This is a genomic window from Polynucleobacter sp. UB-Siik-W21 (genome assembly GCF_018687415.1).
GTDB lineage: Bacteria > Pseudomonadota > Gammaproteobacteria > Burkholderiales > Burkholderiaceae > Polynucleobacter.
The window spans coordinates 384,748-405,113 of the sequence record NZ_CP061289.1 but is presented as its reverse complement, the minus strand read 5'-3'; the positions used below and the strand labels follow the sequence as shown (position 1 = coordinate 405,113).

The following is a 20,366-nucleotide window of genomic DNA, read 5'->3' as shown; positions in this document are numbered from 1 at the left end:
GGTTTTATTTGAAACTTACTAGAACTTCGTTCAAGCTAGCTTCATCAAATACTGGCACGCCAGTCACCTGATCATGAATTCGCTTAGTAAGCCCTGCCAATACTTTGCCTGGACCACATTCCACTACCTGAGTAATTCCTTGTGCGGCCATTGCTTGAATAGTTTCTTGCCAACGGACTGGTTTCGCTGCTTGACGCACCAAGGCGTCTTTAATCGCCGCTGGGTCATTCAAGATTTCGACATCGACGTTGTTAATGACAGCAATCGTTGGCACTTTAAATTCGATTTTCGCCAAGTAGCCTTTGAGCTTTTCAGAGGCTGGTTGCAATAAAGAAGAATGAAATGGTGCCGACACTGGGAGTGGCAAGGCGCGCTTGGCGCCAGCAGCCTTAAGTAATTCACATGCTTTAGTAACGGCAGCGCTGGCACCCGCAATCACGACTTGACCGGGTGCATTGAAATTGACTGCCTCCACTACACCACCTGATGCAGTGCTTGCTTCAGCGCAAACACGGATGACTGTTGCGTCATCCAATCCAAGGATCGCTGCCATACCGCCGGTACCAACCGGGACCGCAGATTGCATCGCTTCTGCACGAAAACGTACCAAGGGAACTGCGTCTTTAAATGAGATCACGCCGGAAGCAACTAATGCAGAGTATTCGCCCAGGCTGTGACCTGCCATCACCTTCGGTGCAGAGCCTCCCGCCGCTAACCAAGCACGGTAAAAGGCTACCGCTGCAGTCAACATAACAGGCTGGGTATTGGTAGTTAATGACAGCGTCTCTGCAGGACCTTCGGCAATCAACTTCGCAACATCTTCACCCAGAGCTTCAGAAGCCTCTTGCAAGGTTGCACGCACTTCAGGACGCTCGGCGATGGAATTGAGCATACCTACCGATTGAGAACCCTGCCCAGGGAATACGAATGCAAATGTCATGAGATTAATTTACAAAACAATGAAAAGAGATTGAATACGGATTAACGCGCATGAGTACGGCATCAATACTTCAAGGCCACCGCGCCCCAAGCAAAACCACCGCCAACCCCTTCTAATAAGAGATGTTGACCACGCTGAATTTGACCGGAACGCACACCAGTATCCAAGGCCAATGGGATAGAGGCTGCCGAAGTGTTACCGTGCTCATGCACAGTCACAATCACTTTATCCATCGACATGCCCATCTTTTTGGCAGTACCTTCCATGATGCGGATATTGGCTTGGTGAGGAACTAACCAATCAATTTGCTCAGGCTTAAGATGCGCCTTTTCTAAAACTTCATGAGCCACTTGCTCTAGAACTTTGACTGCCAATTTAAATACCGCTTGACCATCCATAGTCATAAATGGTGAGCCATGCACTGCACCGTTACCAGCACGCCCAGGCACACACAAAATATCACGCTGACTGCCATCGGCATGTAGAGCAGTCGACAAAATGCCAGGCTCACTTGAAGCTTCGAGCACTACTGCGCCAGCACCATCACCAAACAACACACATGTGCCGCGATCTTGAAAATCCAAAATGCGTGAAAAAGTTTCCGCACCGATGACCAACACTTTTTTATAGGAGCCACAACGAATAAACGCATCTGCCGTAGCGATGGCATAAGTAAAACCGGCGCAAACTGCCTGTACATCAAATGCAGCGCAGTTACTGTGGACACCCAATTTGTCCTGTACTACACAAGCTGTACTGGGGAAGCCGCCCAAGTGATCAGGGGTTGAGGTTGACAAAATGATGAGGTCTAAATCTGCTGAAGTAATGCCAGCACTGCTTAATGCCGCTTGCGCTGCTTTTACTGCGAGATCGCTCGTGAGTTCATTTTCTGCAGCAAAGTGACGCGCAGAAATACCGCTACGAGTGGTAATCCACTCATCGCTAGTCTCTAAACCAGATTTAGCCAAACGTTCCACTAAATCTTGATTGGTTAAACGCTGCTCCGGAAGATAGCTTCCAGTACCAGCGACTCTTGCAAAAATACTCATGCTTTTGTCTCCGCTACAAAGGCTGCGGCAATACGTTCAACCATGCGATTTTTAGCTGCTTCGTATGCTCGATCTAAGGCAAAACCAAATCCAAAACGGTCTGCAGAGCCATGGCTCTTAATCACACAACCCCGAAGACCCAACAATACAGCACCGTTATAGCGGCGATGATCAACCCGCTTACGCACCCGTAGCAGTGGCACCATGGCACAAATGGCCATCAACTTAGTCAATAAAGAGCGGTTAAATTCATCACGAATCATGCCGCTCATCATTTTTGCCAAGCCTTCACTAGCCTTCAGAACTACGTTGCCTACAAATCCATCGCACACCACAATATCGGTGGTGCCTTTAAAAATATCATTCCCTTCTACGTTACCGTAAAAGTTTAAATTCGTCTGACGCAGCAATTCACTCGTTTGCTTAACAACATCATTGCCCTTAATCACCTCTTCACCGATATTCAGGAGACCAATGGAGGGATTTTGTTTGCCATCAACTACCTGAACCATGACATTGGCCATCTGTGCAAATTGCACCAAGTGCATCGGCTCACAGTCAGCGTTGGCGCCTAAATCGAGCATCGTCGTACCACGCCCTAATTCATTAGGGATGGCAGTGGCAATCGCTGGACGATCAACACCCTCAAGGGTTTTTAAAATGTAGCGAGAGATTGCCATCAATGCACCAGTGTTGCCAGAGGAGATGACTGCGTCAGCAAGACCTTCTTTTACTTGCTCAATCGCAACTCGCATCGATGAGTCTTTTTTGCGACGCAAAGCAACCTCGATGGGATCGTCCATCAACACCACTTCACTCGCGGGAACAATTTGAATGCGCTCCATTGGCGCTTTGGGAGATTTGCTCAAGACTTGCTTGATCAACTCTGGATCACCCACTAAGGTAATCTTGGCATCAGCATGTTTTTCTAGAAAATCGCAGGCGGCAGGAACCGTCACGACAACTCCATGATCTCCGCCCATGGCATCGATAGCAAGAGTAACGCTCATAAACTGATGGATTGCTGCGGTAATGTTTCTAAGAAAAAAGCGGCTTTAAATGAGCCGCTTCTATCTGTTTAGACTAAAAAATTAGTCGTTTTTAGTTTTAACAACTTTACGACCACGATAGTAGCCGTTAGGTGAAATGTGGTGGCGCAAATGAGCCTCACCAGTTGTGGCTTCAACAGCCGTAGCAGGTGCGGTCAAAAAGTCGTGCGCACGGTGCATGCCACGTTTGGAAGGTGATTTTTTGTTTTGTTGAACGGCCATATTGGACTCCTAAGCAAGGCGACATTCTAGCATGGAAAAGCGCCTAAATGCTTGATTTATCAATGAAGCATACCGAAAACAACAGGCTAACTGAAAACCCTATTTTCAGTTTTTCTTCATATTTTTCAATATGTTAAAGGGATTTTCTGGTTTATCTGCGACCTCATCGCCATCCTCATCTCCAAAAACCGATACATGAGGCTCACAGAAGCCCTCAGGGTGCTTTGGAATTAAGGGGATAGAGAGTAAAACCTCATCCTCGATAGTTTCCAAGACGTTAAATTGCTGACTAATCACCAAGGGCTCCTGCTCCTCGTCTTCGAGGGGGTAATCGTCAGCCTCAGCTTCAGTAGCAACCAGCAGAAAACGCCGCTTTTCCGCCAGATCCACCGCGCAATCCTGTAAACAACGTTGGCAAACTAGGTGAAGCCGCCCTTTTAAACCCAAAGCCATTACTTGGCGAGGCTCGCTGCCTGGCGAATCCTCAAAATGCGTCTCCAAGTCCCAATGGAAGCCATCCCCCAAAACTACGGTAGACGCCTCCTCAGCCACTCTGGGAAGCTCAGAGATGCTTAAAAAACCAGCCCCTTTATAGGATTGGGGAGCACAAAAATCCACCCGCTTCAAAGTATTAGGTTCTGCAGATAACTGGACTTGAGGTAAAACTTGATTACGATTCATGACATCAGTCTAAATCAAGGCATCTTCGAAAGTCAGCAGCAATGAGTAACCAAAAAAATTCACCCGAAAACCCCCCCCTCATCTTGGCATCCACCTCGGTGTATCGCCGCGAGCTTTTAGAGCGCCTGCGGATTCCCTTTGAGGTGATCTCTCCCAAAGTAGATGAAACACCCCTTACTGGTGAAAACACGCTCGACTTAGCACTGCGCCTTGCACAGGCAAAAGCGGTAGCTGTTGCCAAACAAAATCCTCATGCTTGGGTCATTGGCTCTGATCAAGTGGCAGATCTCTGCGGCGCAGCGATTGGTAAACCAGGTAATTTTGAACGGGCGATGGCACAACTCCAACTCATGCGCGGTCAAACAGTGACCTTTCATACAGCGCTGTGCTTAATGAAAGGTGATTCACAAACCACCTTAAGTATTCCAACTGAGGTGAGGTTTCGTAAACTTTCCGATGAAATATTAGAAAGTTATTTGCTGGCAGAGGAACCTTATGACTGCGCCGGTAGTGCTAAGTCTGAAGGCTTAGGCATCAGCCTTCTAGAGGCGATTCAGAGCGATGACCCTACCGCCCTAATCGGTCTGCCACTCATCGCTTTGACAGGCTTGTTGCGTGATGCAGGTTTTGTGATTCCAGGCAAGAGTTAATCGGTTCATGGCAAAGCTCGGCACACTCTATTTAGTTCCCAATACCTTGGGTGATGATGCTCGCACGGAGCAATTACCTTGGGTATTGCCAAGTGAAACGATTGCTTGCACAGCCAAGCTGAAGCATTGGATTGTGGAAGATGCAAAAACTGCGCGCGCATTTTTGAAAGCGGTTGATAGCATCTCACCGCTAGCCTGCAGTATTCAAGAGATGCAAATGAGTGAGTGGCGTGGCGCTGCACGCAATGCAAAATATGGAGAGTCAGTAAAACCTGCTGACTTATTAAAACCCTTGATTGCGGGCAATGATATGGGCCTGATGTCCGAAGCTGGAGTGCCGGGCGTTGCTGATCCTGGCTCTGAACTGGTGCTTGCGGTCCACAAATTGGGTGCTCAAGTAAAGCCCTTGGTGGGACCTAGTTCTATCTTGCTGGGCCTTATGGCTAGCGGTCTCAATGGTCAGCGCTTTACTTTTCAGGGTTACTTGCCTCATGACGTTCATGAGCGTAGCGCCAAGCTCAAACAGCTAGAAGTTGAATCTCGAAAATTACAAGAAACGCAAATTTGGATTGAGACGCCTTATCGCAATACTGCGATGCTGATGGCTTGTATCAATTCACTAGCACCACAAACATTACTTTGCCTTGGTGTTGATCTCAGCCTCAAATCTGAAATGATTACAACACTGTCAATTGCAGACTGGCGCAAACGCTATCCTAATGAAGCAGCCTGCGCCGGATTACAAAATAGGCCAACGGTATTTCTACTATTGGCCTAGATTGATTCAGCTTTTATAAGTTCTGAAGTTTTCTATTTTTATTTAAGATCTGGCGCCTTTACTAAAGCTTTACCAGCAGCGGCACCCGCTTCAGCACCAAAGCGTTTAGCCACACGCTCGGCGAAGTTTTCTTTCATGGTGTAGTCGAGCACATCAGGCGCCTTAAAGATATCGCGCGCTACTGAATCGACAGTACCGTAACCATCTACCAAACCAAGCTTTACTGCCTGCTCACCATTCCAGATACGGCCCGAGAATAGATCTGGTGCGTCTTTTAAACGTGCGCCACGACCTTCTTTCACTACCGCAATAAATTGTTGATGAATCTCATCAATCATCGTTCTGACCATTTGCACTTGCTTTGGATCTTCCTTACTAAAAGGATCAAGCATGCCTTTATTAGAGCCCGAAGTAATCATGCGACGGGTCACACCCAATTTATCCATCAAGCCTGTGAAACCAAAGCCTTCCATAATCACGCCGATGGAGCCAACCAAACTGGCTTTATCTACCAAGATTTGATCTGCAGCCACCGCAACATAGTAGCCACCTGAAGCACAAATATCCTCAACCACTACATAGAAGGGCTTGTTTGGATATAGCTTACGTAGGCGATGAATCTCATCATTAATCATGCCTGCTTGTACAGGTGAACCGCCAGGACTATTAATACGCAGTACCACGCCTGCACTGTGCTCATTCTCAAACGCAGATACCAGAGATGAATTGATATCCATCGCATTAGCCAGCGAACTAGATGAGATCTCACCTTCTAGCGTCACCATCGCAGTATGTTTTTCAGTACCCATGCCGCGCCCAGGCAGATGAAAATCAAATACTGAAAGGACGACGCCAATGATGGCCACCAAAGTCAGAATACGAAGTACCGCCTTCCAGCGACGCGCTTTACGAGTCTCTTTTAGATTCTCCAAGAGCAAGTGCTCAAGCGCTTGACGTTCCCAGTTTGGATTTGGATTATTTTCCATCTTGATTCCTCAGTGTTGCCTATTAAATTACAGATTTTGCTTGAGCCATTGTGACAGTTGTGCAACATCATCTACCTGCGCTAACGACTGTGAGGTCTTTAAAGTATCCAAAGGATGAGCACCATAGGTGACTGCTACAGCATCTACTCCAGCGCTAGCAGCCATATCTAAATCATGCGTGGTATCACCAACCATCAACATCCGACGCGTGGGCACTTGAGTGACATCAGAGAGCTCGAGCAACATTCCTGGGTGCGGCTTAGAGAAGGACTCGTCAGCTGTGCGTGTTTCATGAAAGAGGTGCCCAATCTGATGATGCTGAAGGGATCGATCTAATCCAACACGAGATTTACCAGTGGCAACTCCCAGTAGATAGTTATCTGCTCGTAATTCTTCCAAGAGCTCACGAATCCCTGCGAATAAATCGAGTTCATGATCTTTTGCTAAATAGTGATAGCGAAAACGATCGGTCAATTTTGGAAAGTGCACTGGCTCGATCCAAGGAACTGCGCGACGTAGTGAGTCATGAATACCTAAACCAATCACTGAACTTGCCAATGTGTCATCGGGTTCCTTAAAACCCAAATCACGACAAGCCTGCTGAATGCAGTGCACGATGGTTGGTGTGGAATCCATGATGGTTCCATCCCAATCCCACACAATCAGGTCATATCGGCGCTCCGACTTATTTTCTTCAAGCATCTTTTTTACTCATTACTTCTGTTCGCATTACTGTTCAAAATTCTTCATCATCGCTGCAAACTCTGCCGGTAGAGGCGACTCGATACGCATCTTCTCGCCCGTGCGAGGATGGGTAAAACCAGCTAGGTGGGCATGCAAATAGAGTCTTTTGGATTTGATGAGCTTATCTTGATCTTCAAAGCCATACTTATCGTCACCCAAAATAGCGTGACCCAACTTCTGCAGATGCACGCGGATCTGATGAGTACGCCCTGTTTTTAACTGAGCCTCAGCCAAAGTAATCGCAGCATCCTCACGCTTCATCGTTTTGCTGACACGTAAAGCAGTATGACTTGGTAAACCATCGGGATCAACTCGCACCCGCCGCTCGCCATTTGCTAATAAATATTTATGAAGCGAATATTTGAGCTGCATCACTTGAGCACCCTGCTGGATTTCACCATGAGCGAGCAAGTAATAACGTTTATCCGTTTGACCTTCGCGAATTTGGCGATGCAACTCTACAAGAGCACTGCGTTTCTTTGCCAAGAGCAACACTCCGGAAGTATCACGATCGAGACGATGCACTAATTCTAGAAATTTCAACTCAGGGCGGGTAATGCGCAAGGTCTCAATCACACCTAAGGCGATGCCAGATCCACCATGAACTGCTAAGCCAGCTGGCTTATCTACTATTAATAGAGCTTCATCCTCAAACAGAATCGGCATTTTGTCAGAATAGCCCTGAGCACGGGATTTGGTCTGGGTGGTATTGACCGCTGCCATTTGGGAAGGCTCAGCAATTCTGACGGGCGGAACTCGAATGACATCACCTTCAATCAGGCGAGTGGTTGGCTCAGCCCGCTTTTTATTCACCCGAACTTCGCCCGAACGAATAATGCGATAAACGTGGCTTTTGGGCACCCCTTTGGCCCAGCGTAGCAAATAGTTGTCCAAACGCTGGCCTGCTTCTTCCGGACCAATCGTCTGCAAATGGACTGCAGCCGCGGGGCGGGTTGGGGCGGGTTTAGGCTTGGATACTGGGTCGGATTTCATGATTTATCTCTCTTGCGGCCTCGCTCAAGGACGACAAGGGACTCAACAATACCCCATTGTCATTCAACTTGTGCCGTATAATCAACGCTCTAGCCAATTTATTGGCCCGATAAGAACCTGAAGTCAGGTTTAAATCGTGGAGCTTGGAGTCGCCCTTTAAAAGACTCCCGGGGTTGCCCCTCCCCCGTTGTAATGAGGCGCAGGGTTGGTGTGCCGTATGCCGCGACCCGCGATTAGAAGACAGTTTTCAGGCGCGCGCCTGCATTGATGACCTAAAGGAGGTCTCTGCGGCGATCGTCAAGTGTGGCACCAAATTAACCAACAGTTAACTGGGTGAACTAGGCAAAAAGTGCCTAGAGTTGCATGAACCACACTTATATACCGCCTTAGGCTCAGTCCTTTGCGGCATCTAACTTGTCCCCTAACGCAGCGCGCTTACTTCACCCTCCCCCATAGGAGAGTGTTATGAAACGCATGTTATTTAATGCAACTCAACAAGAAGAGTTGCGAGTTGCCATCGTCGATGGTCAAAAACTCATTGATATTGATATCGAAGCTGCCGGTCGCGAACAACGCAAAGGCAATATCTACAAAGGTGTTATTACCCGTATTGAGCCTTCCCTAGAAGCTTGCTTTGTGAACTACGGTGAAGAGCGTCATGGCTTCTTGCCTTTTAAAGAAGTTGCCAGAGCCTATTTCAAAGAAGGTATTGATGTTCGCAATGCTTCCATTAAGGATGCCCTGCGCGAAGGTCAAGAAATCATTGTTCAGGTAGAAAAAGAAGAGCGCGGCCAAAAAGGCGCCGCCCTCACTTCCTTTATCTCCCTAGCAGGTCGTTATTTGGTATTAATGCCAAATAATCCTCGTGGAGGTGGTGTCTCCCGTCGTATTGAGGGTGAAGACCGTCAAGAACTTCGTGAAGCGATGTCTCAATTAGAGGTACCTGATGGCATGAGCATCATTGCTCGTACTGCAGGCATTGGTCGCGACGCTACCGAATTGCAATGGGACCTAAGTTACCTCATGCAGTTGTGGAAAGCGATTGATGAAGCTGCCAAAGGCAACTCAGCTCCATTATTGATTTACCTCGAATCTAGCTTAGTGATTCGCGCAATCCGCGATTACTTCCAGCCAGATATCGGCGAAATTCTCATCGATACCGATGATATCTATGAACAAGCTGCAGCATTTATGTCTGTCGTGATGCCAGACAATTTGCCGCGAGTAAAGCGCTATCAAGATGATGTGCCGCTGTTCTCTCGCTTCCAAATTGAGCACCAAATTGAAACTGCATACTCACGTACCGTGCCATTGCCATCTGGTGGTGCGATCGTAATCGATCACACGGAAGCTTTAGTTTCTGTAGACGTGAACTCTGCACGCGCTACCCGTGGCTCAGATATTGAAGAGACTGCAACCCGTACCAACTTAGAAGCGGCCGATGAAATCGCTCGTCAAGCCCGTTTACGTGACTTGGGTGGTTTGATCGTGATCGACTTCATTGATATGGAATCGAGCAAGGCTCAAAAAGATGTTGAAAATCGCCTGCGCGATGCTTTGCGTCATGACCGTGCACGCGTTCAAATGGGCAAGATCTCTAAGTTTGGTTTGATGGAAATGTCACGCCAACGTTTGCGCCCTGCTCTCTCTGAAGGTAGCCATGTCACCTGCCCACGTTGTAATGGCACTGGTCACATCCGCGATACCGAATCATCTGCATTGCAAGTTCTGCGCATCATTCAAGAAGAGGCAATGAAAGAGAACACAGCAGCGATTCATACACAGGTTCCAGTCGAAGTGGCTGCTTTCCTCTTGAATGAAAAACGGGCTGAAGTCATCAAGATTGAAACTCGCTTCAAAGTTAATGTCTTGATGGTTCCGAACAAGCATTTAGAAACACCGCATTACAAGTTAGAGCGTTTGCGTCATGACGATCCTCGTTTAGACGATCAAAAAGCAAGCTACGTGATGGCTGAAGAGGCTGCTCGCGAATTAGAGACTGACACGACAGTGAGTCGCAAAGATGCTGAAGTCAAGGTTCGCCCAGAAGCAGCAGTCAAAGGCATTACACCAACACAACCTGCGCCTATGAGTCAGCCGCGTCCAGCGCGAACTGAAACAGCATCGGCTGAGAGTTCTGGCGGCTTCTTTGGCTTTATCAAGAAACTCTTCTCTTCTTCTCCAGTAACTGAAGAGAAATCAGCGCCAAGTAACAACCGAGGTCGTAATCAAGGTCGCAATGGTAATGGCGGTAATGGTGGCGATCGTAATCGTGGCCGCAATCGTCGTGGCGAACGCAATGATCGCAACGGTGAACGTGCTGAGCGTCCAGTAGCCAATGCTGCTGATGGTGCAGCTACTGAAGGTAATAACAACCGTAACAGCAATCGTAATAATCGTAATGGCAACCGTAATCAAAACGGCCCAAAACCTGAGCGTCAAGCAAACCCGGCTGCAATAACCCCTGCAACTGAAGCTAGTCCTGGTAGCGAAGCTGCACCAAGTGCTGAAGGTGAAGAGCGTCGTGGTCGTGGTCGCAATCGTCGTGGTCGTGGTCGTGGTAGAAATGAACGTGGTGAACGCGATGAGCGCACTGAGAATGGTGATGCAGTTTCTGTAGCGCCTTCAGCAAGTCCATTTAGTGGGCCTCCTGTAGGTATGGCTGGTGCATCCGCATCTATGCCGATTCAGAATCTTGCCAATAGTTTCGGTAATGCAAAGCCCGCTGCGGAAAAACAAGAAAGAGCTGAGAGAGCGCCACGCCCTCCACGTCAATCAAATCGTCCAGCTCAAAACACAGCTACTACTCCAGCTGCAGCACCGGTTGCAATGGTGGCGGCAGTTTCTACTGTTGAGGTGATTGCTAAACCTGTACCAGAGCTTCCTAAAGTTGCTTTCCAGGCACTTGAAGAAACTCCTTTGCACAGCGTGGTGGAATCTGCCGGCATGATTTGGGTGGGTACTGATTCCTCTAAGCATGCTGAAGCACAAAACCAGATTCAGGCAGAACCCGTTGCGGATAACTTAGGCAGAACACCTAAACCAGCTGCAACCCTGCCCGATGGCCCCATGGTCTTAGTTGAAACCGGTGGCCAAAAAAAAACGGTTTAAGACTTACTAAAACTTTTTCTCCAGACTGCCTCGTATCCCAAAAGGATATTGGGCGGTTTGGCAGAAACCCCGTTTCACAGCCATAATTCAGCATATGGTTGAAAAAGTAATCCCCGCAACGTCCAAAGTCATTCCTATTCGCATTGATGAAGGCAAAGGCCTGACGCCCTCTATTGGCGGGGAATTACTGGCGCCCCATGATCGCACTCAAGATACTCGTGGCCGTACTTTGCGTGATCTACGCATCTCTGTCACTGATCGCTGTAACTTCCGCTGCACGTATTGCATGCCAAAGGAAGTATTCGATCAACACTATCCTTACTTAGCGCATCAAGAGTTATTAAGCTTTGAAGAAATTACGCGCCTCACCACCATTTTCTCAACTCTTGGAGTTGAGAAAATTCGCTTGACTGGCGGTGAGCCATTGTTGCGCAAGAATTTAGAAGTACTCATTGAGATGTTGGCAGCCGTGCGCACTCCTGCGGGCAAGCCTTTAGATCTCACCCTCACAACAAACGGCAGCATCCTACATAAGAAGGCTGCGGTTCTCAAAGTCGCTGGACTACAAAGACTTACGGTAAGTCTTGATGGCTTGGATGACGCGATCTTTAAAAAGATGAACGATGTTGATTTTCCAGTGGCTGATGTGTTGGATGGCATTAACGCCGCCCAAGAAGCTGGCTTTGAGAACATTAAAGTCAATATGGTTGTGAAAAAGGGAACGAATGATCATGAGATCGTTGCCATGGCCAAACACTTCAAAGGTAGCGGCATCATTCTGCGCTTTATTGAATTTATGGATGTGGGCAGCTCGAATGGATGGAATATGGCCGAAGTGCTTCCCTCTAAAGAAGTGATCGCTCGTATTCATGAAGTATTTCCTCTGGAAGCTATTGAGGCGAATTACACCGGAGAAGTTGCGCAGCGCTGGCGTTATGCCGATGGCTCTGGTGAGATCGGTGTGATCTCTAGTGTGACGCAAACCTTCTGTCATGACTGCACTCGTGCCCGTATCTCTACCGATGGCCAAATGTATCTTTGTCTTTTTGCCAATGAAGGATTTGATTTCAAAACCTTATTACGTTCTGGAAAAAGTGATTTAGAAATCGCCAATGCCATTATGAATACCTGGTCTGCGCGTGATGATCATTACTCCGAAATTCGAGGCTCGCATACCGCCAACCCATCGACTGGCAATCGCAAGGTTGAAATGTCTTATATCGGTGGCTAATGATTCTGACAGAACACATTACTGGACTGATTCTGGCGGGTGGCCGTGCTCAGCGCATGGGGGGTATCGATAAAGGCCTGATTCCTTTTCATCAAAAGCCCTTGATCGAAGCGACACTCACCAGACTCAAGCCACAAGTGGGCTCAATGCTGATTAATGCCAATCGAAATATCACCAAATACGCTGGCTATGGCTACCCCGTCATCATGGATGAAACGCCTGATTTCTCAGGACCGTTAGCGGGTTTCTCGGTTGGATTGAAGGCTTGCACAACACCTTATCTCATGACTAGCCCATGTGATTCACCGCTACTACCAACTGATCTCGCTACAAAACTTGCTGCTGAATTAGAGCGGGGTGACTATCAATTGGTCTACGCCTCTAGTCAAGAGGCAGATGGCAAAGTCTGGGCGCAGCCTGTTTTCTGCCTGATGCGTACTGACTTACAAGATTTATTAGATGCTTTTCTACAGAAAGGTGATCTCAAAATTGATCGCTGGTTTAAAGAATTAAAAAGTAGCACTGTGATTTTTGACGATGCCCGAGCATTTGCCAATATCAACACACCGGAAGAATTGCAATCCTTAGAAGCAGCGTCTGCATGAAGCACTCGCCCAATAGCCCTATTTTGCTAACTTCATCACTGCACGTTGATGAGGCACGCAAGGCTATCGCTGATTTAGTCAGTGAGTTGCTTCAAGAATCTCAAACCATGCATCATCCTACTGACATCGAAACGGTTTCACTAGACCACGCGATTAATCGGATTCTTGCAGAAGATTTACTATCGCCAATCGATGTACCCGCCGCAGATAACTCTGCAATGGATGGTTATGCATTTAATGGCCAATGTCTGAAAACAAACGCTGATGAAATTAGCTTGCGTGTTGCAGGAACAGCCTTAGCAGGCAAGCCCTATGAGGGTCAAATCAAATCTGGCGAATGTCTCAAGATCATGACTGGTGCGGTGATGCCCGCTGCTTGTGACACCGTGATACCCCAAGAGTTCACCACCAGCAATCATGAATCTATCAGTTTCAAATCAGATCAACTCAAGGCAGGCGAGAACCGTCGCTTACGTGGAGAAGATTTACAAAAAGGTAAAGCAGCTATTGCTGCTGGTCGATTATTGCGCCCCTCCGATTTAGGTTTAGCAGCATCGCTGGGTATTGCCACCCTTAAAGTACGACGCAAATTAAAGGTGGCTATTTTGTCTTCAGGTGACGAGCTACGCTCCTTAGGAGAGTCTCTCACTGCCGGCAGTATTTATGACAGTAATCGCTATAGTCTTACCGGTTTACTTAATCGCCTAGATCTAGACATCATCGACTGTGGCATTGTGCGTGATGACCCAGCATCGCTCAAGCAAGCCTTCATTGAGGCAGCTGCTAAGGCGGATGTATTGATTTCTTCTGGTGGCGTATCCGTTGGTGAGGCTGACTTCACTAAACAAATCATGCAAGAGTTGGGAGACGTTGGTTTCTGGAAAATTGCGATGCGCCCTGGTCGCCCCATGGCTTTCGGAATCCTCAAGCCCGTCCCTGGAACATCTAGCGCCCGCAAGACCCTCTTCTTTGGCCTTCCAGGCAACCCAGTGGCGGTGATGGTGACCTTCTATCAATTTGTTCGAAGCGCCCTCTTGCAACTCAATGGCGCCAGTCAAACTGAACCGCCACTAGTGCAAGCCGTGACTGAAACAGCCATTCGTAAAAAACCCGGTCGCACAGAATTTCAACGCGCCATCTTGGGGCGCAATGCTGAAGGCAAACCCAGCGTGAGGCTGACGGGTAGCCAAGGGGCAGGAATTTTGCGCTCCATGAGTGAGGCAAACTGCTTTGTCATCCTTGATCACGACCAAGGAAATATTGCTGCGGGTGACTGGGTTGATATAGCGCTTTTCGATGGACTGCTTTAAGATTGCGTCATCATGAAACTAACCAAAAAAGAACTTGTCTTCCTAGATCCAACTCATACCGCTAAAACTTTGGTCTTAGTTTACTTATGCTTCTCTGTGCCCATCGTCTTATTAGCTTTATTTGTAGCCTTCATTCGTGATGGCGCGATTCCTGGATTTACCGTGCTATCTGCCTTGATTCTCAATGCACTTCTTGGATTTGGTTTGCTTTGGATTGCCTGCAAAGTCTACAATTGGGTGGCTGGAAAATTTGGTGGTATTGAATTAGCTTTGCGCGATCTTCCAGAAGAGGTTGACGCAGAGTAATTGAGATCAGCATACTCAAATAAAAAGCCGAGAATTTCTCGGCTTTTTTACTTTCTACTTATTGCTCTTTAAGAACATCTTTCCTAACTACCCCTTAAATACCTCGGTATTAATTAGGCTAGGTGGTTTCTTACCAGCGAGTGCTACACGCAAATTCTCAACCGCCAAATCGATCATTGCTCTACGGGTTTTTTCAGTTGCACTCGCAATGTGTGGAGCTAACACTACGTTACTTAATTTCAATAACTCAGGATTGACCTTCGGCTCACCTTCGAAAACATCTAAGCCTGCAGCAAAAATCTTTTTGTCTTTGAGTGCTTGAGCTAAAGCCATATCATCCACAATTCCACCCCGGGCAATATTGACAAGGGTCGCAGTGGGTTTCATGAGTGCAATTTCTTTCGTACCGATAGTGTGGTGATTCTCTGGCGTGTAAGGTAAAACCAAAACAACGTGATCGGCAGTACGCAGTAATTCCTCTTTAGACACATAGCTCGCGTCGCAGGCTTTTTCGTCAACCTCAGATAAACGATTGCGATTGTGATAGATGACCTTCATCCCAAAACCGAGTGCGCGCTTGGCAATCCCCTGGCCAATTCGACCCATTCCAATAATGCCGATCGTGCTGTGATGCAAATCCATACCCAAAGGGTTATGCACAATCGACCATTTATCCCAATGGCCTCCGCGCACCCAATGTTCAGATTCAGTAATCCGTCTGGCGGTTGCCATCAATAAGGCAAAACCAAAATCAGCAGTGGTATCGGTCAACACATCAGGCGTATTAGTAGCCATTACGCCCGCCGCAGTAATTGCCGGCACATCAAAATTGTTATAGCCAACGGAGATATTGGCAACGATCTTCAAATTTTTGGCGTGAGCCAAAGCCGCAGCATCAATACGCTCACTTCCAGTCACTAATGCACCAGCAACACTCTCGAGTTCTTTCTGGAGCTCTTCTGGCGTGAGTACTTGATCTGCCTGGTTGGAGCGAACCTCAAAGGATTCCTCTAACTTTGCCAGTAAATCCGGAAATATTGCTCTCGCTACTAAAACTTTTGGTTTATTGCTCATGAATACCCTTTTATTAATCGATCAATTGCTTTTTGCATCAGCGGTAGTTTACCTAGGGTAGTGCCATGACCCTCGCAATCTCAGCTCAGGGTTTTATTATTGCAATGCACAATAAAAACCCTGAGCAACAAGGGGAAACCCTCAACCCCCTAGCTAGCGAATTCGATTAATCTTAGTAAGATTTTGTTTTACTCAGCCGTAATTTATTAAAAGCAACAACCATAGGAGATACAGATGTCTGAAACAACCAACAACAGCCCACGTCGTAAGTTCTTAAAGAACGCAGCCGTTGGCAGTGCCGGCGCAGCTGCAATGGCTTTCCCAATGATTTCTTCTGCGCAAACTGTGAACTTGCGCTTTCAATCTACCTGGCCAGCAAAAGATATTTTCCATGAGTACGCCAATGACTACGCTACTAAAGTGAATGCAATGTCAGGTGGCCGCCTCAAAATTGAAGTGCTACCTGCGGGTTCAGTAGTTAAAGCATTTGATATGTTGGATGCTGTCTCTAGCGGAACATTAGATGGCGGTCATGGCGTTTTGGCATACTGGTATGGCAAAAGCCCAGCACTAGCACTATGGGGATCAGGCCCTGCTTTTGGTATGGATGCTAATACCGTTCTAGCCTGGAACCAATATGGTGGTGGTCAGCAATTACTCAATGAGATTTATAACGACCTTAAGCTCGATGTAGTTTCATTCCCTTATGGCCCGATGCCAACACAGCCACTAGGTTGGTTTAAAAAGCCAATTGCAAAAGTAGAGGACTTGAAGGGCTTGAAGTACCGTACCGTTGGCCTCTCTATTGAGATCTTCACAGACATGGGCGCATCCGTTCAAGCTTTACCTGGCGGCGATATTATTCCAGCAATGGATCGTGGTGTATTAGATGCAGCTGAGTTTAATAATGCTTCTTCAGACCGCTTACTTGGCTTCCCAGACGTATCTAAAATCTGTATGCTGCAAAGCTTCCACCAGTCTTCAGAGCAGTTTGAAATTATCTTCAATAAGAAGAAATTTAACTCCTTGCCTGCAGATCTTCAGGCCATTCTGACTTATGGTACTCAAGCAGCCTCTCAGGATATGTCATGGAAAGCGATCGATCGCTACTCCAAAGACTTTGCTGAACTCCAAACAAAAGACAAGGTCAAGTTCTACGCTACACCGAAGTCTATTTTGGTAGCCCAGTTGAATGCTTGGGACAAGATTATTGCGAAAAAAGCTGCTGAAATCCCAATGTTCAAGAAAGTGCTTGATTCACAAAAAGCCTTTGCTCAACGTGCAGTTCGCTGGGATTTGCTGGTGAATGTGGATATGAAGATTGCTTACGACCATTATTTCAAGGCCTAAACCCCTTCAAAGCCCTCTGGGCTTATGTAATAATGTGCCCTAATGCGCATCTTGACCGGACGGCATCCCCGTCCGGTTTTTTTATATTTCCCTAGAGAAATAGTTCGTTGTCTTAGGAGAGTAGTTATGGATAAATTCATGCTAACAGTAGACGAAATCAGCACCTTTGTAGGTAAAGCTGCTGCTTGGCTTGTTGTTCTACTAATGCTGATGGTTTTTACAGACGTCGTCAGACGCTATGCACTTAACTCCCCTTCCGCATGGATTGGTGAGTTATCTGTCATGGCTTATGGCACCTTATTTATGATTTGTGGCGCCTATACTTTGGCACAAAATGGTCACGTTCGCGGTGACTTCCTTTACGGGTCAATGAAACCACGCACCCAAGCTACATTAGATTTAATCCTATATATCACCTTCTTCCTGCCAGGAATCGCCGCTTTGATTTATGCCGGTTATACCTATGCTGCAGAATCATGGCGTATCGGTGAGCACACTACCCAAATTGCCAATGGTCCGCCCCTCTATCCATTTAAAACCATCATTCCAATTGCGGGTGCCTTTGTGATGCTGCAAGGTTTTGTTGAGATTCTACGTTGCATTGTTTGTCTCAAAACTGGGGTGTGGCCTGAACGTCTCAAAGATGCTGAAGAGATTGATGTGATTGAGCAGCAATTAGCTTCATCAACTCACGTTGATGACGATGCCCGTCAACTCGCAATTAAAAATGCCAAATCCATCGATGAAGCAGCACACCATCGCATTGGTCAAACTAAAGAGATAAATCATGAGTGATCCAATTCTTGGCTTAGCCATGCTCGGCTTGATTATTGTTGTAATCATGCTGGGCTTCCCAACCGCCTTTACCCTGATGGGCTTAGGAATGATGTTTGGTTTTGCAGCGTTTTATGATCCCTCACAAAGCTGGGCTGCAAACAAAGTGTTTACTCTCATGGTGCAAAGAACTTTTGGGGGTATGACGAACGATGTCCTCCTCTCCATTCCGCTCTTTGTATTAATGGGATATGTGATGGAACGAGGAGCGCTAGTAGATAAGATGTTCTACAGTATCCAGCTCGCATTCCGTCGTGTACCTGCCTCATTAGCCGTAGCTACTCTGATTGTTTGTACCTTCTGGGGTATCGCAAGCGGTCTCGTTGGTGCGGTAGTGGTTCTCATGGGCGTGATCGCCATGAAGCCGATGATGAATGCTGGCTACGATACGCGCCTGGCTGCTGGCGTTATTACTGCCGGCGGAACCTTGGGTATTTTGATCCCGCCTTCGGTCATGATCATTGTTTATGCCGCTGTTGCAGGCCAATCTGTGGTTAAGCTCTATGCTGCTGCAATGGTGCCAGGCTTCTTCCTCGCATTCTTATACTTGGTCTACATCATTGGCTGGGCTTTAATTAATCCGAAGGTTGCGCCTAAGCTTCCCCCTGAGCAATTGATCGTGCCAGTGCCTGCACCTATTCGCTTTTTAGGTGAGCACTACTCAAAAAATATGTTGCTTGCCTCATTTAAAGCTTTATTTTCTCCTGCTAAGTTACTCAACGCACCAGCTGAGGCAAGACTCACTATCAAGCAGATTATTAAGAATGTCTTGGCAGCATTAACTCCATTCTTTTTGATAGCAGTCACTATGTGGGGCGTATGGTGGTATGTCATTATTCATCAGCAAGCTGAAAAAGATGCACAAAATGTTCCAGTAGCAACGCAGGTTGCTAAAGCCGCTCCCACTGCTGCTGCCGAGCCAGTCGAGGAAGCTTTAGTGGCTATCGATGCTACCTCTAACAAAACTAAATCTAAAGAAGTTGAGGAAGATGCGCCTTTAGTTGCCTTAGATGCAGCCTCTGGAGATGACCCAATTGAAGCTGGAGTAGTAGCGGAAGCTGATAATGGTCCGCCAGAAAACTTTGGACTGTACTTTGGTTTGACATGCGTACTCTTTGGGCTCTTGTTGGTTTACTACTACATCAAGTTAGATGAAGAACAGTTTGAAATTCTGAAGCTACTGATTGAGTCGGTGATGCCATTGGGTGTTCTTACGCTCTTGGTGTTAGCCGTGATCTTGCTCGGTATTACTACTGCTACTGAGTCTGCGGCGGTGGGTGCATTAGGCGCTTTCATTCTGGCACTTCATGCTGGCACCTTAGATTTTGAGCGCACCAAGCAGGCAGTATTTTTGACAGCGAAAACAACCTCGATGGTGTGCTGGTTGTTCGTAGGCTCAGCACTCTTCTCAGCTGTGTTTACCATTTTGGGTGGTCAATCGATCATTGAGCAATGGGTCCTGAAGTTAGACCTCACACCAATTCAGTTCATGCTGCTCTCGCAAGCGATCATCTTCTTCTTGGGATGGCCTTTAGAGTGGACTGAAATTATTGTGATTTTCGTGCCAATCTTCCTGCCTTTGTTGACTCACTTCAACATCGATCCACTTCTGTGGGGCACCTTGGTATTCGTGAACCTGCAAGCAGCGTTCTTGTCACCACCGGTGGCGATGTCTGCCTTCTATCTCAAAGGTGTATCACCGCCAAGCGTTACGCTTAACCAGATTTTTGCAGGCATGATGCCTTATATGTTCATCGTGATTGCCTGTATGGTCTTCATGTACATCTGGCCAGGCATGACATTATGGTTGCCGAAGTTCCTCTACGGAGGTTGATAGGCTAGGTTGTTTTACTAAAAGAAAAAGCGCTCTTCACGGAGCGCTTTTTTATGTCGACTATCGAGATGAACTAGGCAGCCTGTTTTAGCAACTCACTATTCGTCTTACCCAAAGCCAGAGTAAATAAACCTTGCCAGTAATTGAATGCTGCCAGCTCATCCTCATCTAACTCCATCTCAATAAAGGCTGGATGGCGAATTAAGGAAAGCCAAATACGGCAAAACATCTTGTCCTCAAGACGAGAGGGTTTACTGACAAAGGGAATCTCTTCAAGATTGGGGATCATTTCGTAAACACCCTCTTTATCGTCCATCTCTTGCTTATCTCTGCTTAAGCGCATCATTTCAAGCATCACGCGGCCCAACTGATCGTAATGACCTTGCCAGCAAATAGGGGTTGCCGCGATCTCTTTTGTTTTCTGTAAATACTTACGGGCAAAGTCGCTCCAGGCATGCGCCAAATCAAACTCCGTTTTTACCTTAGCATTTTGCAGAGCAGTTGGTAAGTTAGTAGATTTCATTAACTCCAAACTGCGATCACTCCCGAAGGTGTAATCGATAATCAATAACGGTTTTGCTGTTTTATCGATCTGTAGCCGATACTCTTCCATAGTCCA

The 20,366-nt window shown here is 47.1% G+C and carries 20 protein-coding genes; 10 read left to right on the top strand and 10 right to left on the bottom strand.

The genetic code is table 11. The features are described 5' to 3' along the window. Positions 1–4: 4 nt before the first annotated feature. The 5 genes from fabD to C2756_RS02130 form a co-directional block, all read right to left on the bottom strand. On the bottom strand, positions 5–940 hold the full coding sequence (gene fabD / locus C2756_RS02150) for an ACP S-malonyltransferase (protein ID WP_215319739.1): 936 nt from the start codon (positions 938–940) through the stop codon (positions 5–7). A gap of 62 nt (positions 941–1,002) precedes the next feature. Continuing rightward, entirely contained in the window at positions 1,003–1,989 is a 987-nt protein-coding gene (locus C2756_RS02145; RefSeq protein ID WP_215319738.1) for a beta-ketoacyl-ACP synthase III, read from the bottom strand. Beyond that, entirely contained in the window at positions 1,986–2,999 is a 1,014-nt protein-coding gene (gene plsX, locus C2756_RS02140; protein ID WP_215319737.1) for a phosphate acyltransferase PlsX, read from the bottom strand. The genes C2756_RS02145 and plsX overlap by 4 nt, the downstream gene beginning before the upstream one ends. An 81-nt stretch (positions 3,000–3,080) precedes the next feature. After that, positions 3,081–3,260, bottom strand: coding sequence for a 50S ribosomal protein L32 (gene rpmF / locus C2756_RS02135; protein WP_011902241.1), 180 nt, complete (start codon positions 3,258–3,260; stop codon positions 3,081–3,083). Between the two features lie 105 nt (positions 3,261–3,365). Next, on the bottom strand, positions 3,366–3,941 hold the full coding sequence (locus C2756_RS02130) for a DUF177 domain-containing protein (protein WP_215319736.1): 576 nt from the start codon (positions 3,939–3,941) through the stop codon (positions 3,366–3,368). Positions 3,942–3,982: 41 nt separating this feature from the next. On the opposite strand from C2756_RS02130, the gene C2756_RS02125 reads away from it, so the two are divergent. Together C2756_RS02125 and C2756_RS02120 are read left to right on the top strand one after the other, a co-directional pair. Beyond that, complete coding sequence (locus tag C2756_RS02125) at positions 3,983–4,591, top strand: Maf family nucleotide pyrophosphatase (protein WP_215319735.1); 609 nt, start codon at positions 3,983–3,985, stop codon at positions 4,589–4,591. 7 nt (positions 4,592–4,598) lie between these two features. Beyond that, complete coding sequence (locus C2756_RS02120; RefSeq protein ID WP_215319734.1) at positions 4,599–5,369, top strand: SAM-dependent methyltransferase; 771 nt, start codon at positions 4,599–4,601, stop codon at positions 5,367–5,369. Between the two features lie 38 nt (positions 5,370–5,407). Here the strand turns inward: C2756_RS02120 and sppA are convergent, their stop codons facing one another. Genes sppA through C2756_RS02105 form a run of 3 tightly spaced genes read right to left on the bottom strand, consistent with a single transcriptional unit; the run spans position 5,408 to position 8,092 of the window. Beyond that, complete coding sequence (gene sppA / locus C2756_RS02115) at positions 5,408–6,355, bottom strand: signal peptide peptidase SppA (protein ID WP_215296411.1); 948 nt, start codon at positions 6,353–6,355, stop codon at positions 5,408–5,410. Between the two features lie 27 nt (positions 6,356–6,382). After that, positions 6,383–7,057: an HAD-IA family hydrolase gene (locus C2756_RS02110; protein WP_215319733.1), complete on the bottom strand. Its 675-nt coding sequence runs from the start codon at positions 7,055–7,057 to the stop codon at positions 6,383–6,385. 27 nt (positions 7,058–7,084) lie between these two features. Then, positions 7,085–8,092 (bottom strand): RluA family pseudouridine synthase, encoded by a 1,008-nt coding sequence (locus C2756_RS02105; protein WP_215319732.1) that lies wholly within the window; start codon positions 8,090–8,092, stop codon positions 7,085–7,087. Positions 8,093–8,557: 465 nt separating this feature from the next. Between C2756_RS02105 and C2756_RS02100 the strand changes: the two genes are divergently transcribed. The 5 genes from C2756_RS02100 to C2756_RS02080 all read left to right on the top strand — a co-directional run bounded on the left by C2756_RS02100 (position 8,558) and on the right by C2756_RS02080 (position 14,655). Further along, positions 8,558–11,203 carry an Rne/Rng family ribonuclease gene (locus tag C2756_RS02100; protein ID WP_215319731.1) on the top strand — a complete coding sequence of 882 codons (2,646 nt, stop codon included), beginning with the start codon at positions 8,558–8,560 and terminating at the stop codon, positions 11,201–11,203. Positions 11,204–11,297: 94 nt separating this feature from the next. Beyond that, positions 11,298–12,434: a GTP 3',8-cyclase MoaA gene (gene moaA / locus C2756_RS02095; RefSeq protein WP_215319730.1), complete on the top strand. Its 1,137-nt coding sequence runs from the start codon at positions 11,298–11,300 to the stop codon at positions 12,432–12,434. Beyond that, on the top strand, positions 12,434–13,039 hold the full coding sequence (gene mobA / locus C2756_RS02090; protein WP_215319729.1) for a molybdenum cofactor guanylyltransferase MobA: 606 nt from the start codon (positions 12,434–12,436) through the stop codon (positions 13,037–13,039). Before moaA ends, mobA begins: the two co-directional genes overlap by 1 nt. Continuing rightward, the gene (gene glp, locus C2756_RS02085; RefSeq protein ID WP_215319728.1) at positions 13,036–14,349 is read left to right on the top strand and encodes a gephyrin-like molybdotransferase Glp; all 1,314 of its coding nucleotides are present in this window, start codon (positions 13,036–13,038) and stop codon (positions 14,347–14,349) included. Before mobA ends, glp begins: the two co-directional genes overlap by 4 nt. A gap of 12 nt (positions 14,350–14,361) precedes the next feature. Then, positions 14,362–14,655 carry a hypothetical protein gene (locus tag C2756_RS02080; RefSeq protein WP_215296404.1) on the top strand — a complete coding sequence of 98 codons (294 nt, stop codon included), beginning with the start codon at positions 14,362–14,364 and terminating at the stop codon, positions 14,653–14,655. A gap of 87 nt (positions 14,656–14,742) precedes the next feature. Here the strand turns inward: C2756_RS02080 and C2756_RS02075 are convergent, their stop codons facing one another. Next, positions 14,743–15,729: a D-glycerate dehydrogenase gene (locus C2756_RS02075; protein ID WP_215319727.1), complete on the bottom strand. Its 987-nt coding sequence runs from the start codon at positions 15,727–15,729 to the stop codon at positions 14,743–14,745. A 234-nt stretch (positions 15,730–15,963) separates the two neighbouring features. Here C2756_RS02075 and C2756_RS02070 point away from each other — a divergent pair, with 234 nt between their 5' ends. From C2756_RS02070 to C2756_RS02060, 3 genes are all read left to right on the top strand, one after another. Next, complete coding sequence (locus C2756_RS02070) at positions 15,964–17,079, top strand: TRAP transporter substrate-binding protein (protein WP_215319726.1); 1,116 nt, start codon at positions 15,964–15,966, stop codon at positions 17,077–17,079. 126 nt (positions 17,080–17,205) lie between these two features. After that, positions 17,206–17,874 carry a TRAP transporter small permease subunit gene (locus tag C2756_RS02065; protein WP_215319725.1) on the top strand — a complete coding sequence of 223 codons (669 nt, stop codon included), beginning with the start codon at positions 17,206–17,208 and terminating at the stop codon, positions 17,872–17,874. Then, positions 17,867–19,747, top strand: coding sequence for a TRAP transporter large permease subunit (locus C2756_RS02060; RefSeq protein ID WP_215319724.1), 1,881 nt, complete (start codon positions 17,867–17,869; stop codon positions 19,745–19,747). Before C2756_RS02065 ends, C2756_RS02060 begins: the two co-directional genes overlap by 8 nt. 73 nt (positions 19,748–19,820) lie before the next feature. Here the strand turns inward: C2756_RS02060 and C2756_RS02055 are convergent, their stop codons facing one another. Further along, positions 19,821–20,360, bottom strand: a complete 540-nt coding sequence (locus tag C2756_RS02055) for a hypothetical protein (RefSeq protein WP_215296399.1) — start codon at positions 20,358–20,360, stop codon at positions 19,821–19,823. Positions 20,361–20,366 lie beyond the last annotated feature (6 nt).

What these genes read in the sequence shown, in the direction of transcription:
- fabD (WP_215319739.1), bottom strand. Translation starts at nt 940, where the DNA reads ATGACATTTGCATTCGTATTCCCTGGGCAGGGTTCTCAATCGGTAGGT.
- mobA (WP_215319729.1), top strand. Translation starts at nt 12,434, where the DNA reads ATGATTCTGACAGAACACATTACTGGACTGATTCTGGCGGGTGGCCGT.
- plsX (WP_215319737.1), bottom strand. Translation starts at nt 2,999, where the DNA reads ATGAGCGTTACTCTTGCTATCGATGCCATGGGCGGAGATCATGGAGTT.
- C2756_RS02065 (WP_215319725.1), top strand. Translation starts at nt 17,206, where the DNA reads ATGGATAAATTCATGCTAACAGTAGACGAAATCAGCACCTTTGTAGGT.
- C2756_RS02060 (WP_215319724.1), top strand. Translation starts at nt 17,867, where the DNA reads ATGAGTGATCCAATTCTTGGCTTAGCCATGCTCGGCTTGATTATTGTT.
- C2756_RS02110 (WP_215319733.1), bottom strand. Translation starts at nt 7,057, where the DNA reads ATGCTTGAAGAAAATAAGTCGGAGCGCCGATATGACCTGATTGTGTGG.
- moaA (WP_215319730.1), top strand. Translation starts at nt 11,298, where the DNA reads ATGGTTGAAAAAGTAATCCCCGCAACGTCCAAAGTCATTCCTATTCGC.
- C2756_RS02105 (WP_215319732.1), bottom strand. Translation starts at nt 8,092, where the DNA reads ATGAAATCCGACCCAGTATCCAAGCCTAAACCCGCCCCAACCCGCCCC.
- C2756_RS02130 (WP_215319736.1), bottom strand. Translation starts at nt 3,941, where the DNA reads ATGAATCGTAATCAAGTTTTACCTCAAGTCCAGTTATCTGCAGAACCT.
- C2756_RS02075 (WP_215319727.1), bottom strand. Translation starts at nt 15,729, where the DNA reads ATGAGCAATAAACCAAAAGTTTTAGTAGCGAGAGCAATATTTCCGGAT.
- C2756_RS02055 (WP_215296399.1), bottom strand. Translation starts at nt 20,360, where the DNA reads ATGGAAGAGTATCGGCTACAGATCGATAAAACAGCAAAACCGTTATTG.
- C2756_RS02070 (WP_215319726.1), top strand. Translation starts at nt 15,964, where the DNA reads ATGTCTGAAACAACCAACAACAGCCCACGTCGTAAGTTCTTAAAGAAC.
- C2756_RS02120 (WP_215319734.1), top strand. Translation starts at nt 4,599, where the DNA reads ATGGCAAAGCTCGGCACACTCTATTTAGTTCCCAATACCTTGGGTGAT.
- glp (WP_215319728.1), top strand. Translation starts at nt 13,036, where the DNA reads ATGAAGCACTCGCCCAATAGCCCTATTTTGCTAACTTCATCACTGCAC.
- C2756_RS02080 (WP_215296404.1), top strand. Translation starts at nt 14,362, where the DNA reads ATGAAACTAACCAAAAAAGAACTTGTCTTCCTAGATCCAACTCATACC.
- C2756_RS02100 (WP_215319731.1), top strand. Translation starts at nt 8,558, where the DNA reads ATGAAACGCATGTTATTTAATGCAACTCAACAAGAAGAGTTGCGAGTT.
- rpmF (WP_011902241.1), bottom strand. Translation starts at nt 3,260, where the DNA reads ATGGCCGTTCAACAAAACAAAAAATCACCTTCCAAACGTGGCATGCAC.
- C2756_RS02145 (WP_215319738.1), bottom strand. Translation starts at nt 1,989, where the DNA reads ATGAGTATTTTTGCAAGAGTCGCTGGTACTGGAAGCTATCTTCCGGAG.
- sppA (WP_215296411.1), bottom strand. Translation starts at nt 6,355, where the DNA reads ATGGAAAATAATCCAAATCCAAACTGGGAACGTCAAGCGCTTGAGCAC.
- C2756_RS02125 (WP_215319735.1), top strand. Translation starts at nt 3,983, where the DNA reads ATGAGTAACCAAAAAAATTCACCCGAAAACCCCCCCCTCATCTTGGCA.